Consider the following 16,118-nt stretch of genomic DNA (forward strand, 5'->3'; position numbering starts at 1 on the left):
AACCTCTGGCCTCCAAGCCCTGACTCGCATATTTTCATTACGTTTGCTGCCTGCCTGATGGTTGGCAGTGCTTAATTATCAAAACATGGCTACGGATATTTTACGGCAATTAGATGAAACGGTACAATTCTTACAAAACCAATATGCAAACAAACCCTCGATAGGTATAGTATTGGGCAGCGGTCTCGGCAACTTTGTGGATGAAATAGAGGTAGAAAAAGAAATAGCCTATGCAGATGTCCCTCATTTTCCCGTATCAACGGTGGAAGGCCATAAAGGCAAACTGGTGTTTGGCAAGATCAATGGCAAATCAGTTGTGGCCATGGCCGGACGGTTTCATTTTTACGAAGGTTATGCAGCCGAACAGGTGACTTATCCCATTCGGGCGATGAAGAAGCTGGGCGTAGAAACATTATTATTATCCAATGCGGCTGGAGGAGTAAATCCATCTTATAAAGTTGGCGACATTATGATCATCAAAGATCATGTCAGCTTTTTTACACCAAATCCACTGATTGGAAAAAATATCGCTGAACTCGGTCCACGTTTTCCCGATATGAGCGAACCTTATAAAAGGTCGCTGATCAGGAAAGCAAAGGACATTGCCATTCAAAATAATTTTGATATTAAGGAAGGGGTATACGTAGGTGTCACGGGTCCGACGTTTGAAACCCGGGCCGAATACCAACTCATCAAAGTGATTGGTGGCGATGTGGTAGGTATGAGTACGGTACAGGAAAATATCGTGGCCAATCATATGGGCATGCAGGTGTTTGCAATTAGTGTCGTAACGGACCTGGGTATCCGTGAAGAAGAAAATATTATCACCCACGAAGAAGTGTTGCAGGCAGCCAAAGAGGCGGAGCCGAAACTGGCTTTGCTATTTAAGGAACTGATAGCAGTTATTTGATCCGGGAGAATTGGCCCGCAGGTGATAGTTGAAAAGACGCAATATTTTTAAATGGCTCCCTTTAACATTTTAATAGAAGAACTCTACATTTGCCGCCTTAATTTGCATGCGGATCATTACAGGCTTCAGAATCTTATTGAATGGGCCGGTAAACTTTAAACCTATAAAAACTGGTAAAGAAAATTACATACCTGTTAGTAACCCTGCTTCTTCTCTCGGCTGTAGATGCTTTTTCTCAACGCAATCTGATAAGACAGGGTAGCAGCCGTCTCGGTCAGTTGGGTGGCAAGTTTTCAGGAGGCGCCAGCACCGATAGCTTGAAACGGCGGGATAAAAATGAAGATTCCATTACCATCCGTTTTCGTTATCTCGACTCTACCCGCAACTATACACTCGATTCTTCGATAGTGGATTTTTCAAAACGCTTTCCAATTCCGGCTACCAATATTTTTTTGGGAAATAACGGAACTGCATCCCGATCTATCCTGTTTTCACCGCAGATGCACCCAGGCTGGGATCCGGGCTTTCATGCTTTTGATACTTATAAATGGACATTGGAGAAAGCCAGGTTTTTCAACACCACCCGGCCTTATTCAGAACTCAATTATATGCTGGCCAGCCGGTCGGAACAGGTGATTGAATTGATGCATACGCAAAATGTGAAGCCCAATTTCAATTTTGCCTTTCAATACCGGTTGATCAATGCACCGGGAGCTTTTAAAAATCAAAAGACTAATCATAATAATTACCTGCTAACGTCGAGATTCGAAACGGTGAACAAGCGTTATAATGCTTACCTTATTTTGTTGGGTAACAAATTGCAGGCCGGCGAAAATGGTGGCATAGATGAATCTTCACTGGATAATCCTGATTTTAAAGACCGGTTTAATATTCCAACCAGGATTGGCGGCGATAATTCATACACCACCAATTTTTTCAGTACGGATGTTGGCACCGGTAACCGTTATAGTGAGTTCAGTGTTTTGTTGCGCCAGCAGTATGATTTTGGACAAAAAGACTCTTTGGTAACCGACTCAACAGTTGTTCCGCTGTTTTATCCAAGGTTGCGCTTTGAACATACCATCCAATACAGCCAGCGTAAATATGATTTCAGTAATTATGGAGTAGACTCTGCCTACTATAAAGATAATTATGATACGACATTAAGTGCAGCAGTTGATACGTTCCAGTTGCGGGACCAGTGGAAAGAAATGATCAATGATTTTTCTATTTATCAGTTCCCCGATGCAAAGAACCTGCACCAGTTTTTCAAAGTGGGTGCAGCGGTCCAGAATATCTCGTTGACAAAGAGTACAGGCAATCAAAATTTCTACAATCTGATCGGCCATGCAGAATATAGAAACAGGACCCGCAACCAAAAGTGGGATATGCAGGCGAATGGAAAATTGTATTTTACCGGCGAGAATGCAGGCGATTATTACGCCTATGCCAGCCTGCAACGTTTTGTAGGTAAAAGAATGGGCTATGCGCAATTGGCTTTTGAGAACGTAAACAGGACGCCTTCTTTTATTTTTAATGAAAGCAGCCAATTTTATTTAGCCGATCCTGCCAATTTTAAAAAAGAGAATACGACGCATTTATTTGCTTCATTATTACAACCTGCTCTCCGGTTGAAATTAACCGGTCATTACTACCTTATTACAAACTATACTTACCTGGCGAACTATTACCAGTTGCAGCAGGAGCCTACCTTGTTCAACTTTTTGCAGATCGCCGTGCAAAAATCAATACGCCTGGGAAGACGCTGGTGGTGGCATGCGGATGTGTATTTCCAGCGAAAGATCGGGAATGCACCGGTCAATACACCATTGATCTTTACCCGCAACAGGATTGGCTATGAAGGAAATCTTGGATTTAAAAACCTGGACATCGCTTTTGGCTCAGAGATTCGCTATCATACGTCATATAAGGCGGATGGTTATTCGCCGGTGTTGGGACAATTTTATTACCAGGATAGCACCCGTATCGAAAACACCATGCCGGATATAGCCGGCTATGTACATTTCCGCATTAAATCATTTAAGCTTTATTTCAGGGCTGAAAACCTGAATACAGCTCAATTTGTGAATCGTGAATTTGGCTTCACCAACAATAATTTAGCCGCCCCCGGCTATTATTATCCCGGTCTATTGTTGCGCCTGGGCGTTTACTGGAGTTTTGTTAACTGATCCCCAAAAAAGACAAAGTGTAAAGGGTGGATTTTAATTATCCATAATTGCGATTATCTTTGTATTGTTCATGAAAAAGATACTGGTATCCATAGTATTATTGAGCTATCTCGCTTTAAGTACAGGCGTGATCGTCAATTTTCACTATTGTATGAACCGGCTGGCCTCCACTGAACTTTTTGCTGCTGAAACAAAAGAGTGCCCCAAATGCGGCATGCATATCGAAACATCGCATGGTTGCTGCCGGGATGAGGTGAAAATCGTGAAGATCGATGACGATCAGAAAACAAATGCTGTAATCAGTTTTGATTTTCCATCTTTTACGGCTCTCGTTCAAAAGCCATCTGAATTTATTGTCACTTCTTTCTATAATACCGGTGATCAAAGACATCATCAGAATCATTCCCCACCTTTACTATCCGCGCAGGATACATACCTGCAAAACGGAGTTTTCAGAATTTGAGATATAATATGTCATTGATCAGTTAAGACGGTTAGTCACTAGAGGCTACGCTTAGTAAGCCAATGACAGTAAACTATTGACCGGCAGGCTTGTGTCGTGTACTTTAATTAGTGCAATATTTTATCTATTATTATACCTCAAAAAAATAAAAAATATACAAATGAAAACACTTAAAATATTTTCTTTCGTCGCTTTATTAATGGTTTCAACGGCTTCTTTCGCACAGTCAAAAACGGAAACCATCCCGGTATCGGGTAACTGTGGTATGTGTAAATCCAAGATTGAAAAAGCTGCAAAAACAGCTGGTGCTGCTGATGCCAAATGGGATGTGGATGCAAAAACGCTTACAGTAAAATACAATAGCTCTACCACCAATGCCGCAAAAATTCAAACAGCTGTTGCCGCAGTGGGTTATGACACAAGAGATGTAAAAGCTACCAATGAAGCTTATAATAAGTTGCATGGCTGTTGCCAATATGATCGTACAGCCGCAAGCGGCGATGATGCAAAAATGCCCGCCCTGAAGACTGGGTCGGACGGAGATTGCTGCAAGGATGGTAAATGCAGTAAAGAGGACCACGATGGTAAAGATTGCTGCAAAAAAACAGATGCTCAAATGGACTGTTGCCAAGATGGCAAATGCACAAAGCCCGGCCATGACGGTAAAGAATGCTGCAAGGCTTCACATAGTCATTAAGGTATAGCCTGATCGAAATGAAAAGTATTCTTTACCATACCCTATTCGGTAGGGGATACTTTTCTTTTGGTGATACAAATAATATTTCAGGTCAACAGATTTTTCGGGGTGAAATGAGCGACGATGTGTTGGTTAACGGCCGTCATAATTCTTTGATCAATTGTATTCGGTAAGACAATAAAAAGATAACCAGATGAAAAAGATAATGATCTTAGTGATGATTTCGCTGGAGGTGTTTTCATCTCAGGCCCAATTCACAAAGGCGAATCTTCAAGCGACAGGCCTCACATGCGCCATGTGCAGCAATGCTATCAACAAGGCATTGATGGAAGTGCCTTTTGTTGAATCAGTGAAATCGGACATTAAGAACTCTGCTTTCAATATAGTATTTAAGCAAGGACAGGAAGTAAAAATAGATGAGCTGCGGGAAGCCGTAGAGGATGCAGGTTTTTCCATCGGCAGCCTTAAAATGACAGGGAATTTCAATGATGTGAAAATTGAAAATGATAAACATATAGCAATCGGCAAAATTGTTTTTCATTTCCTGAATGTCAGTGACCAGTTGTTGACAGGTGAAAAAACAATTACGATAGTGGACAAGAATTTCCTGACGGGCAAGCAATTCAAAAAAATCAGCAGTGCCACTAAGATGAGTTGCCTGCAAACGGGTAAGGCCGCGGCTTGTTGTGTAAAGGAGGGAGTGCCAGCCGAAGCAAGAGTATATCACGTCACGATCTAAGTATCAAAATTGTAAGGTTGAAATAGAGCTTTTTAAATTTAGGAATGCCGGAAGCTTAATTTTCAAATGCAGAAATTAAATTAAACATTTTTAAATAGTGAAAAAAATCATTCCTATCATAGTTCTCCTGTTTTCGGCTTTTTATTCAATTGCCCAGGAAGTAGCGAACATAAACGATCCCCGGCTGCAAATAAAATTACCGGATGTTAAAGGTGATTCGGTTACGCTGGCTTCTTTAAAAGGAAAAGTTTTATTGCTCGACTTTTGGGCCAGCTGGTGTATGCCCTGCCGTGCTGCCAATAAAAAGCTGGTGAAGTTATATGGCAAGTATAAGGCAAAAGGTTTCGAGATATTCAGTGTGTCGCTGGATGAAGATAAAAGTGATTGGAAAAAAGCCATTGCAAAAGATAAGATCAGTTGGGTGCAGGTAAATGATCCCCGCGGAAGCTGGAATGCTAAAACCGCAGCTGACTGGAATATATCCGTGTTGCCCACTACCTTTTTAATCAATAAAAAAGGAGATGTGGTAGCCATCGACCCGGAAGGAAAGGAATTGGAAAAAGGAATCCAGGAGTTATTGGAGGAGTGATGCTTACATGATCATGAAAACACAAAAGCAAAAGACAACCGCTGTACTGTTTCTATTTTTTCTTTCTTCAGTTGTCAGGGCACAGGAGTTGTACGTTTACACGGAGCCGGCTTCCAATATGCCTGCTCATTCGTTAGGTGCAAAGATCACCGCCAACTATGTAGGAAAAAGACCTGAAACGGGCAACCGCTTTATGCAACGTTATATTCCCGAGTTAATGTTTGGGATCAATAAAAACTGGATGCTGCATGTAGGTGGAACCTTTGCCGATATGCATACCCGGGATTTCAGATGGGAGTCTGTTTACCTGTATGCGAAGTATCGTTTCCTGTCAAAGGATGAATTGCATTCCCATTTCCGAATGGCTGTATTTGCCGATGCCGGTTATACCAGAAGCCCTTTCCATTACGATGAAGTAACATTACAGGGAGATAAGACCGGGGTACAGTTGGGTGTAATTGCTACACAACTCTGGAACAAGTTTGCCTTATCGGGAACAGTGAGCCATACGCAGGTACTGGATGAATCGAGAAATGACAAAGCGGTTTACATTCCATCCCGTATTTACGAGGTAATGAATTACTCTCTGTCGGGAGGCTATTTATTATTGCCTTTCCAGTATACCGATTACCGGCAAACTAACCTGAATTTGTACACTGAGATACTGGCGCAACAATCCCTGGATAGGAAAGCTTATTTTGTTGATATGGCGCCAGCCATTCAGCTCATCTTTAACAGTAATGCAAAATTGAACATCGGTTACCGCTTCCAGTTGAAGGGTGATATGCAGCGTATGACCGACAATAGCTGGCTTGTTAGTTTTGAACGGACTTTTCTGAATGCATTACGGAAGAAAAAAATCAATGGAAGTACACATTAAAAATATGGTCTGTGATCGCTGTATCAAATCGGTGACCAACATTTTTCAGCAGGCAGGTGCAGTTCCCGAATCTGTTCAGTTAGGCGTGGTAGAGTTGAAAGAAGAGTTAAGCGAGGAACAAATCCAAAAGATAAAAGTAGCTCTCGAAGCAGAAGGGTTTGCCTGGATTGACGACCAGAAGGCAAAGCTGATTGATGATATTAAGCGAATCATTATCGAACTGGTACATTACGGTGAACTGGATGAAATGAACAAGAATCTTTCTGATTATTTGTCATCGAAGCTGCATAGAGATTATCATTGGCTCAGCACTCTTTTCTCATCCATTGAGAATACAACAGTCGAACAGTATTTTATTCTGCAAAAAATAGAAAAAGTCAAAGAGTGGTTGGCTTACAATGAATTTACCTTAAGCGAAATGGCCTTTAAACTTGGTTATAGCAGTGTGGCACATTTATCTGCCCAGTTTAAAAAAGTAACGGGCTTCACCGTGTCTCAGTTCAGGCAGTTAAAAGAGCACCACCGTAAGCCTCTCGATAAGGTTTGAGCCTTTAAAAATTATATAACATATCCTCAGGATTGTGTAACAGTGCCAGGCGATCTCTGCGTGAAATTCGTCCTATCAAAATAACAATAGTATGACACACGAATACAAGATTACCGGGATGACCTGCGGCAGTTGTGTAGCAAGGGTCAAAAGCGAATTATTAAAGTTGGGCGATATTTTATCAGCAGATGTACAATTACAATCGCCACAAGCGACTATTACAATGAGTAAGCATGTTTCAACGGCTGTATTACAACAGGCAGTAAACAAAGCCGGGAATTATTCCATTGCCGAAGATGGTAATGCTATGGCAACAGCTATGCAGTCATCGGTGGCCGACGTAGAGGAGGGAAAATCTTACCTGCCCATTTTCCTGATCTTTGGCTACATCGCCGGAATTACCTTGTTGATACAATATGTGCAGGGGTCATTTAACTGGATGCAATGGATGAGCCATTTTATGGCAGGCTTCTTTTTGGTGTTTTCCTTTTTCAAGCTGATGAACCTGAAAGGCTTCGCGGCGGGTTATCAAACCTATGATATCGTGGCAAAAAAGATACCGGCGTGGGGATTTCTTTATCCTTTTGTTGAACTGCTTCTCGGTATTTCCTTTTTTACCGGTTTTGCTCCGGTAGGTACAAATATTGCAACACTGATTATAATGGGAGTAAGCAGCATTGGCGTCATTCAAAGTTTGTTGAAAAAAACAACTTTTCAATGTGCATGTTTAGGTACCGTTATTAAACTACCACTCAGCAAAGTGACATTGTTTGAAGACTTATTGATGGTGGCGATGAGTGCGATTATGATCGTAGTCATGTTATAAAACACAGGATGAAAAAACTAATTGTCATATTACTCTTGTTGGGCTACGGTCTTTCTTCTTTTGGAATGACCTTGCATGTTCACTATTGCTGCGGTAAGGTTGATACAGTAAAATTTATGCCTGCCAATGACCACGGCTGCGGGGTGAAGGACAATATCAAAAAGAAAGGCTGTTGTGATGACAGGCAGGTGGAGTTTAAAATTAAGACAGATTATAAAAACGAGCCACCTTCCCTGGTAAAGTTTAAAAGTTTCACTGAAGAACCATCCAGGGATGAATTTTCTCCCGTTGCCTCCATTGTTGATAATTGCGGTTTCGGTTATCGGCAAACCCTTTCTTCTCCTGGTTCCTCTGTTCCACTCTATAAAAAACATTGTATCTACAGAAATTGATTTTGGTGATTTATCAGACTCTTATGCATGCATCTATGAATGCTTGCCTGTAAATCATATTTAATAAAATCAAAAAACATACAATGAAATTGTTTAAATATATCGCTGCAGTTATTGTATTGCTCCTGCTTGCAAATCACCTTTCTTATTCGCAGGAAAGCAAGAAAACTACAGTAACAAAAGATAATACTGCTTTTTTAAAAGTGCAGGGCGCCTGCGAAATGTGTAAGCATCGTATTGAAGAGGCCGCCAAAGGAAAAGGGATAAGCTCCGCCAGCTGGGATGTAAATACGAAAATTCTGTCGCTGGTGTATGAACCATCAGCTACTACACTTGAAAAAGTCCATAGACGCATAGCAGCAGCAGGTCATGATACCGAATTGGGAAAAGCAAATGATGCTGTGTACAATGAACTGCCCGCTTGCTGCCATTACCGGGAAACAGAAGGCGAGGTCACAAGCGGAGCGAATAATGTGCCTGACCCCGTGAAAGGTGTGGTGCTGCAGGAAGATAAAAAGGGGGTGTTTAAACCATTGCAGGGAGCCAGTGTAAATTGGATGAATACCGGAAATGGAACTATGACAGATTCTTCTGGTGTATTTAAAATTAAACAGGACGGAGCTTCCGATCGTCTTGTCATAAGTTATGTAGGGTACAAGCCTGATACGATCATGGTGACCGGCGGCAGGAGCCTGATGGTGGTATTAGCGTCGGGCAATCAATTGGGCGAGGTTAAAATTACAGCAAGGCAGAAGGCAACATATTTATCTGCTATCAATCCCATCCGCACACAAGTAATGACAGAAAAAGAGTTATTCAAAGCGGCCTGTTGCAACCTGAGTGAAAGTTTTGAGACCAATCCTTCTGTTGATGTTTCGTATAGCGATGCAGTGACAGGGGCCAAACAAATTCAGCTATTGGGTTTGAGTGGCAATTACACCCAACTTACGGTTGAAAATTTACCCGGACCAAGAGGTATTGCTACGCCAATGGGTTTAAGCACCATCGCCGGCCCCTGGGTAGAATCGATACAGTTAACCAAAGGAATTGGATCGGTTGCAAACGGCTACGAAAGCATAGCAGGGCAGATTAATGTAGAATTAAGAAAGCCTGAAAAAATGGAAAAGCTTTATGCCAACGCCTACGTCAATAATATGGGCAAAACCGATCTGAACCTGACTCTTTCGCAAAAGATCGGCAAGAAATGGAGCACTGCCTTATTGTTGCATAATGCTTTTCTTAACAATAAGGAAATCGATTTTAATAAGGATGGTTTTCGTGATCTGCCTGTTGGAAATTTGTTCAGTGCCATCAATCGCTGGAAATATGAAGACAATAAAGGTTTCATGGCACAAATTGGCGTAAAGTTTTTAGATGATACAAGAACCGGTGGTGATGTGATGTTTAAACCCCGGGAGCATAAATTTTCAACCCATCATTACGGGCTGGGAATTGATACCCGGCGATATGAAGGCTTTGCAAAAATTGGTTATGTATTCCCGGGCAAAAAATACAAGAGTATTGGTTTGCAATTGTCGGCTTTTCAGCATGACCAGGATTCTTATTTTGGGTTAACAACTTACAACGCGGAACAAAAGAATTTTTATGCCAATCTTATTTACCAATCCATCATTGGTACCACAGCGCATAAATTCAGAACGGGGATGAGTTTTGTAGCCGATAACTACGATGAAATATTTAATGCAAACGCATACAAAAGAACCGAAAAGGTGGCGGGTGCCTTTTTTGAATATACTTATACACCTGTGGAGAAACTAAATGTTGTAGCGGGTTTGCGGGCCGATCATAACAGTTTGTTTGGTTGGTTTGCCACACCACGTCTGCATGTCCGTTTTGAACCGGTGAGAGGTACTACTGTTCGCTTTAGTGCAGGCAGAGGTCAGCGCACTGCTAATATTTTCGCGGAAAATTCAGGATTGTTTGTGAGTGCAAGACAGGTAAACATTATTGGAGCTTTGACTGGTAAAGCCTATGGCCTGGATCCCGAAGTGGCCTGGAACAAGGGCATCACTATCGATCAGAAGTTAAAACTGTTTCAGCGTGATGCAATGATTAGTGTCGATTATTTCCGCAATGATTTTGATAAACAGGTAGTGGTTGATATGGAAAATATCAGGGAAGTAAATTTTTATAACCTGCAGGGAAAATCGTACTCCAACAGTTTCCAGGCTGAACTGAATATGGAACCGGTAAGAAAGCTGGATGTCAGGCTGGCTTATCGCTATTTCGATGTGAAAACAACTTATGGTGATAAGCTATTGCAGAAACCGTTTACCTCGCCTCACAGGGCATTTGCCAACCTCGCTTATGATCTGAATGGATGGAAATTTGATTATACCATCAACTACAACAGCAGTAAAAGAATAACAAGGACCAATGGCAATCCTGAAGTATACCAGCGTGGAACAAAATCCCCTGATTATTTTTTGATGAATGCACAGGTAAGCAAAACCTTTGGGAAAAAACGCCCCTTTGACTTATATGTTGGTGGTGAAAACCTCACCAACTTTTTTCAGAAAGATGCTATTATAGCTGCGGATCAGCCTTTCGGCCCTCATTTTGATGCATCCATGGTCTGGGGACCTGTAAGTGGAAGACTGTTCTACATAGGATGGAGGTATAAAATAAAGTAAACAGGGAATTATAAAATTGATTAAGCTTTTTAAAATTATTAACTGAAAAAAATATTGCAAATGAAAAGTCTTTTGATATTGATAACCGGATTGTTTTTTTCGATCCAGCCGGTTTTTTCTCAACATGAACATCATCAACCGGTAAAAGATACAGTGCCTGCTAAAAAGAGCACAGTAAAAAAGAAAGCTCCTGTAAAGAAAGAAACAGATCATGCAGGCCATACTACGCATGATATGAATGACATGCAATCAACCCCATCACATAGTTTTTCCAGGAATCTTTCCATGAACCGCAATGCCTCAGGTACTTCCTGGAACCCAGACAGTAGCCCGATGTATATGTGGATGAAGCAAACGCCGAAAACAGACTGGATGTTTCATGGAAATATTTTTCTGCGCTATACTAAGACTGATATTTTCAACAGCGGTAATAGAGGCGATGGTAAATTCGATGCACCCAATTGGTTTATGACAATGATGAACAGAAAGGTTGGGAAAAAAGGTTTATTCAACTTGACTGCAATGATCAGTCTTGACCGCCTGACAGAAGGAGGTGACGGTTACCCGTTATTATTGCAGTCAGGTGAAAGATGGAATGGAAAGCGATTGGTTGATAAGCAACATCCGCATGATCTTTTCTCGGCATTGAGTATTGGCTATACACAAATGATCAATAAGGACATGGATGTGTTTGGCTATATCGGTTATCCCGGTGAACCGGCCCTGGGTTCACCTGCATTTATGCACCGCGTATCATCGATGAACAATCCCGATGCCCCGCTGGGGCATCACTGGCAGGATGCCACGCATATTAGCTTTGGAGTAGCTACCCTGGGCTTCCGGTATAAAAACTTTAAAGTGGAAGGCTCGTCATTTACCGGGCGGGAACCGGATGAAGATCGTTACGATTTTGATAAAGCAAGATTCAATAGCTATTCTTATCGTTTGTCGTATAACCCAACGGCCAACTGGGCACTGCAATTTTCGCAGGGTTTTATCAAAGAACCTGAGGCGCTGGAGCCGGGCGTTGATATCACCCGTACTACTGCATCTGTCTTATATGCTAAATCAATCAGCACCGATAAACATTACAGCGCTGCATTAATATGGGGTTTGAACGATAAAGGAGAGAATCACAAAGAGCATTCGCTATTACTGGAAGACAACTACCAGTTTGGAAAAAATGCATTGTTTAGCCGATACGAGTTTTTGCAAAAGTCAACAGAGGAGCTCGATCTGGAGGATGAATTAGGGCATGAAACGTTCAATGTGCATGTGTTTTCCCTTGGATATAACCGAAGTGTATTACAAAAAAGTATTTTTGAATTGACAGCCGGAACAAAGGCGACTATAAATTTTCCGGCAAAGGAATTGAAGCCGCTTTATGGTGATATTCCTGTCGGCTTCCAGGTTTATCTTCAACTACGGCCTGGTATTCATAAACATTAATACGAATAACTTGTAGTTGGAAATTACAGAACACCCTGGTAACAGCCTTTATTTATGGAACAAAGTAACCATCACGACGAACATCACGGGCATCCGGAGCAGAAGTATACTTGCCCCATGCATCCTGAGATAATTAAACCAAACCCGGAAAAATGTCCCCTGTGTGGAATGAATTTGGTACCGGCTGACGAAGTTAAACGCAATGAAAATGGTGATGATTCCCATAGCCGCCGTCATGAACCTGAAACTTCCTCCATGCATGCGCAGCATGAAATGCATGCAACTCACGACAAACATGCGGGTCACCATACCCACGATTTTTTAAAACGTTTCTGGATCTGCCTGCTTGTTACTATCCCGGTATTATTGTTATCCCACATGATCCAGCAATGGTTGGGGTTTGAACTAAAATTCTCCGGTGATAAATATTTTTTATTGCTGCTCAGCAGTTTTATTTATTTCTATGGTGGCATGCCTTTTCTGAAAGGCATGGTAAGTGAAATAAGAGATAAGGCCATCGGCATGATGACGCTGGTAGCTCTTGCTATCAGTGTAGCGTTTATTTACAGTGTTGCGGTTGTATTCGGTTTGCAGGGGATGGATTTTTTCTGGGAGCTGGCCACGCTGATTGATATTATGTTGCTCGGTCATTGGTTAGAAATGCGGTCACAGATGGCCGCATCCAAAGCGCTGGAAGGTCTTGTTGCCCTGTTGCCATCAACGGTGCATGTGGAGAGGAACGGAGAAGTGGTGGACATTGGTTTAAAAGACTTGCGAAATGGCGACGTGGTTCTTGTGAAGCCCGGCGAGAAAATTCCTGCTGATGCAGAGGTAATGGAAGGAAGCTCTTATGTGAATGAAAGTATGTTAACCGGGGAAAGTGTGCCGATGAAAAAAGAAAAAAATCAGAAAGTGATTGGCGGCTCGATTAATGGCGATGGTGCATTGAAATTGAAAATTACGGCCACGGGTAATGATAGTTATCTTAACAAGGTCATTACGTTGGTTTCATCTGCCCAGGCTTCTAAGTCAAAGACACAAAACCTTGCAGATAAAGTGGCCAAATGGCTAACCATCGTTTCTATTACAGTAGGTGTTGCCACGTTTATTTATTGGTTGACGCAGAAAGGCGATTTCGCTTTTGCGTTAGAGCGGATGGTAACAGTAATGGTTACCGCCTGTCCACATGCCCTGGGGGTTGCCATTCCACTGGTGATTGCAATTTCTACCACCTTATCAGCAACACATGGCTTGTTAATTCGCAACCGTACCGCTTTTGAATCAGCAAGAAAATTAGATACTATCATTTTTGATAAAACCGGGACACTTACCAAAGGCTCTCATGAAGTACAGCAGGTAATCCCATTGGGTAACAGTTTTACGGAGGATGAACTTTTGAAATATGCTGCGTCGGTACAACAAAACTCTGAACATCATATTGCACATGGCTTGACAAAAAAGGCAAAAGAAAAAGGTTTGCAAGGCTGGCCCGTCGAAGACTTCAGTTATATTCAGGGCATCGGCGTAACAGGAACCGTAAACGGCAAGTCGGTTGTTTCGGCAGGACCTAATTATTTTAAACAAAACAACCTGGTTGTTCCCAATACTCCTTCTTCTGTTGATCCGTCGGTTGAAACAATTAATTACCTGCTTATTGACAGCAAACCTGCAGGAATATTTACACTGGCTGATGCTGTACGGGAGTCTTCAGCCGAAGCGATTGCTGACCTGAAGCAAATGAAAATTAAATCTTATTTGCTTACAGGTGACAATGATGCGATCGCTAAAACTGTTGCCGGTAAGCTTGGGATGGATGGCTATTTCGCCAATGTGTTGCCGCATGAAAAACAGGAAAAGCTAAAAGAGTTTCAGGCTAAAGGTGAATTAGTAGCCATGACAGGCGATGGTGTGAATGATGCGCCGGCACTGGCCCAGGCTGATGTAGGTATTGCTGTTGGTTCGGGAACGGATGTAGCAGCCGAAACAGCCGACGTTATCCTTGTAAACAGCGATCCAAAAGATATAGTTGGGATGATCGCATTTGCGAAAGCCACTTACAATAAGATGATCCAAAACCTGGCTTGGGCTGTGGGCTATAACCTGGTTGCTATTCCATTGGCCACCGGTATTCTCTATCCTAAGTTTATATTGAGCCCTGCAATGGGTGCGGTGCTGATGTCGCTCAGTACAATCATCGTTGCCTTTAATGCACAGCTATTGAAAACAAATTTGAGGGGCGAATGAGTTTTAAACATGCTGCAAGTTTTCATCACATGGCTTACTAGTCATGTGATGAAAACAGGCAATGAAATCCCTTAAAGCTTTTGTTACATAATTTATAACTCAGTTGCCGGACGTGGAAACTGTGGCCATACATCATCACCGGGCCTGTCGATGGGCAACTGGCTCAGGCGATCATAACGTCGCATATCAATCCAGCGATGGCCTTCACCAAATAAAGAATAACGTCGTTGCTTTAGTATTTCTGTAATAAGACTGTTTAGATCTGTTGCTCCTCCATAATTTCCCAATGATGCCGCATTCCGGATTTTATTGATTGCTGATGTGGCATTAGCCGTATTGCCTAGCTGTGCCTGTACTTCTGCATAGATGAGGATCAGTTCTTCATTGCGTATGATAGGAATGGGATCTACATTAGACTTATAAACGAAAAAATCATAGTCGCTTGATAAGTCATCCTGTGCTGCGGTAGAAGTGCGTTTGGGTGCTTTATTCAATCTCGTATCACCGGCTGCAGCATCTGTGATAAACGTTGGCTGCACTACGCGGGCTTCAGCAGGCGGAGTATTGAGTGGGAAAAACATCGGGTTTAACAAGTCTCCCCCTGCTGTTGAATAAAGATAATAGACTCCTTTTTTGAAATCTCCATTTAAGTCATAAAATGATTCGGTCAAAGTCGTATTGGCGAGGGCCCAGTCTTTGCGATAAATTGCGATCCTGGCAGCTAAAGCACGGTTAAATTTTGAAAATTCGCTTGCTGTGTTGCTATACAATGTGGTTGAAAAGGGAAACAAAGCAGCATTCCCTTTTAAATCAGCATTGGCTTCATCCAGTAAACTCTGTATCGCATTCAGGGACTCGTCTTTTGAAAGGAAAGGCCCTAAATTGTCAGGATCAGCCACGTCAACCCGGATGCCATTATCATATTGCTGATTGAACACCAGCAGCAGTTCATGTGCCTTTACAGTTTTCGCATAGGCGATGGCAGCTTTTCGTTGCGCATCAGTAATAGCGGCCTTTGTGTTTGTTAATGCTTCGATGAGAATATTTGTATTTTTTACAACACGATACCGCGCATCGAAAGGGTTAGTGGTATAAAAAGTATTGTTATCCAGCGTAGCACTTCCTTTGCCCAACAGGTCTGAAGTAAATCGTGGATCTGAAGTAGAATAGCGATAATATTCTCTGCCTATCACTGAAACCCCATCGAAATAAAAGTTAATATCATTTCTCATGGTGGCTTCGGTTCCTACAACCAGGTTTTGTATTTCTCCCAATGATGCATTTTGCGTTATACCGCTAATGCTGGGGTTGTTTGGATCTAAAATTGGTTCAACCTCACAGGACGTCCACATGAGGACTAAGAAAAAAAGACCCACTAAAATGATAAACCGGTATAATTTAATTTGCTGTTTCATTTGTTTATTTTTTGTTGTTTTTTAGCCAAATGGAATCTTGCCTGTCGGCAGATAGGTTCGCCATAATAATCATCCAGGTTAGTGATCGGCCGTGGCGGATCATGGCTCATTTCATAATCAAGTT

Annotated in this window: 14 protein-coding genes; 13 read left to right on the plus strand and 1 reads right to left on the minus strand. The window is 42.0% G+C overall.

Going from position 1 to position 16,118, the window contains the following annotated elements:
• Positions 1-85 precede the first annotated feature (85 nt).
• The 13 genes from ACFEL9_RS07985 (at position 86) to ACFEL9_RS08045 (ending at position 14,579) form a co-directional block, all read left to right on the plus strand.
• A complete protein-coding gene (locus ACFEL9_RS07985; RefSeq protein ID WP_385888105.1) occupies positions 86-910 on the plus strand; it encodes a purine-nucleoside phosphorylase in 825 nt (274 codons plus the stop codon).
• A gap of 278 nt (positions 911-1,188) precedes the next feature.
• Positions 1,189-3,099 carry a putative porin gene (locus ACFEL9_RS07990; RefSeq protein WP_385888107.1) on the plus strand — a complete coding sequence of 637 codons (1,911 nt, stop codon included), beginning with the start codon at positions 1,189-1,191 and terminating at the stop codon, positions 3,097-3,099.
• Between the two features lie 70 nt (positions 3,100-3,169).
• Entirely contained in the window at positions 3,170-3,562 is a 393-nt protein-coding gene (locus tag ACFEL9_RS07995) for an HYC_CC_PP family protein (protein ID WP_385888109.1), read from the plus strand.
• Positions 3,563-3,722: 160 nt separating this feature from the next.
• Positions 3,723-4,259 carry a heavy-metal-associated domain-containing protein gene (locus ACFEL9_RS08000; RefSeq protein WP_385888112.1) on the plus strand — a complete coding sequence of 179 codons (537 nt, stop codon included), beginning with the start codon at positions 3,723-3,725 and terminating at the stop codon, positions 4,257-4,259.
• Positions 4,260-4,452: 193 nt separating this feature from the next.
• A complete protein-coding gene (locus tag ACFEL9_RS08005; protein WP_385888115.1) occupies positions 4,453-4,998 on the plus strand; it encodes a heavy-metal-associated domain-containing protein in 546 nt (181 codons plus the stop codon).
• Between the two features lie 97 nt (positions 4,999-5,095).
• Positions 5,096-5,587 (plus strand): TlpA family protein disulfide reductase, encoded by a 492-nt coding sequence (locus ACFEL9_RS08010; protein WP_385888118.1) that lies wholly within the window; start codon positions 5,096-5,098, stop codon positions 5,585-5,587.
• Between the two features lie 13 nt (positions 5,588-5,600).
• Positions 5,601-6,467, plus strand: a complete 867-nt coding sequence (locus ACFEL9_RS08015) for a hypothetical protein (RefSeq protein ID WP_385888121.1) — start codon at positions 5,601-5,603, stop codon at positions 6,465-6,467.
• Positions 6,451-7,014, plus strand: a complete 564-nt coding sequence (locus ACFEL9_RS08020; protein ID WP_385888124.1) for a helix-turn-helix domain-containing protein — start codon at positions 6,451-6,453, stop codon at positions 7,012-7,014. The genes ACFEL9_RS08015 and ACFEL9_RS08020 overlap by 17 nt, the downstream gene beginning before the upstream one ends.
• 91 nt (positions 7,015-7,105) lie before the next feature.
• Positions 7,106-7,840, plus strand: a complete 735-nt coding sequence (locus ACFEL9_RS08025) for a heavy-metal-associated domain-containing protein (RefSeq protein ID WP_385888127.1) — start codon at positions 7,106-7,108, stop codon at positions 7,838-7,840.
• Between the two features lie 8 nt (positions 7,841-7,848).
• Positions 7,849-8,232, plus strand: coding sequence for an HYC_CC_PP family protein (locus ACFEL9_RS08030; protein WP_385888130.1), 384 nt, complete (start codon positions 7,849-7,851; stop codon positions 8,230-8,232).
• An 83-nt stretch (positions 8,233-8,315) separates the two neighbouring features.
• Positions 8,316-10,886: a TonB-dependent receptor domain-containing protein gene (locus ACFEL9_RS08035; RefSeq protein WP_385888132.1), complete on the plus strand. Its 2,571-nt coding sequence runs from the start codon at positions 8,316-8,318 to the stop codon at positions 10,884-10,886.
• 60 nt (positions 10,887-10,946) lie between these two features.
• Complete coding sequence (locus tag ACFEL9_RS08040; protein ID WP_385888134.1) at positions 10,947-12,335, plus strand: hypothetical protein; 1,389 nt, start codon at positions 10,947-10,949, stop codon at positions 12,333-12,335.
• A 54-nt stretch (positions 12,336-12,389) separates the two neighbouring features.
• Positions 12,390-14,579, plus strand: a complete 2,190-nt coding sequence (locus ACFEL9_RS08045; protein ID WP_385888137.1) for a copper-translocating P-type ATPase — start codon at positions 12,390-12,392, stop codon at positions 14,577-14,579.
• Between the two features lie 92 nt (positions 14,580-14,671).
• Here the strand turns inward: ACFEL9_RS08045 and ACFEL9_RS08050 are convergent, their stop codons facing one another.
• On the minus strand, positions 14,672-15,994 hold the full coding sequence (locus tag ACFEL9_RS08050) for a RagB/SusD family nutrient uptake outer membrane protein (protein WP_385888140.1): 1,323 nt from the start codon (positions 15,992-15,994) through the stop codon (positions 14,672-14,674).
• Between the last annotated feature and the right edge of the window lie 124 nt (positions 15,995-16,118).

Source organism: Terrimonas alba (genome assembly GCF_042434975.1).
In the GTDB taxonomy this organism is placed as follows: Bacteria; Bacteroidota; Bacteroidia; order Chitinophagales; family Chitinophagaceae; genus Terrimonas_B; species Terrimonas_B alba.

Excerpts from the sequence above, each read along its gene's own strand:
- ACFEL9_RS07985 (WP_385888105.1), top strand. The coding sequence starts at position 86 with ATGGCTACGGATATTTTACGGCAATTAGATGAAACGGTACAATTCTTA.
- ACFEL9_RS07995 (WP_385888109.1), top strand. The coding sequence starts at position 3,170 with ATGAAAAAGATACTGGTATCCATAGTATTATTGAGCTATCTCGCTTTA.
- ACFEL9_RS08000 (WP_385888112.1), top strand. The coding sequence starts at position 3,723 with ATGAAAACACTTAAAATATTTTCTTTCGTCGCTTTATTAATGGTTTCA.
- ACFEL9_RS08005 (WP_385888115.1), top strand. The coding sequence starts at position 4,453 with ATGAAAAAGATAATGATCTTAGTGATGATTTCGCTGGAGGTGTTTTCA.
- ACFEL9_RS08015 (WP_385888121.1), top strand. The coding sequence starts at position 5,601 with ATGAAAACACAAAAGCAAAAGACAACCGCTGTACTGTTTCTATTTTTT.
- ACFEL9_RS08020 (WP_385888124.1), top strand. The coding sequence starts at position 6,451 with ATGGAAGTACACATTAAAAATATGGTCTGTGATCGCTGTATCAAATCG.
- ACFEL9_RS08025 (WP_385888127.1), top strand. The coding sequence starts at position 7,106 with ATGACACACGAATACAAGATTACCGGGATGACCTGCGGCAGTTGTGTA.
- ACFEL9_RS08030 (WP_385888130.1), top strand. The coding sequence starts at position 7,849 with ATGAAAAAACTAATTGTCATATTACTCTTGTTGGGCTACGGTCTTTCT.
- ACFEL9_RS08035 (WP_385888132.1), top strand. The coding sequence starts at position 8,316 with ATGAAATTGTTTAAATATATCGCTGCAGTTATTGTATTGCTCCTGCTT.
- ACFEL9_RS08040 (WP_385888134.1), top strand. The coding sequence starts at position 10,947 with ATGAAAAGTCTTTTGATATTGATAACCGGATTGTTTTTTTCGATCCAG.
- ACFEL9_RS08045 (WP_385888137.1), top strand. The coding sequence starts at position 12,390 with ATGGAACAAAGTAACCATCACGACGAACATCACGGGCATCCGGAGCAG.
- ACFEL9_RS08050 (WP_385888140.1), bottom strand. The coding sequence starts at position 15,994 with ATGAAACAGCAAATTAAATTATACCGGTTTATCATTTTAGTGGGTCTT.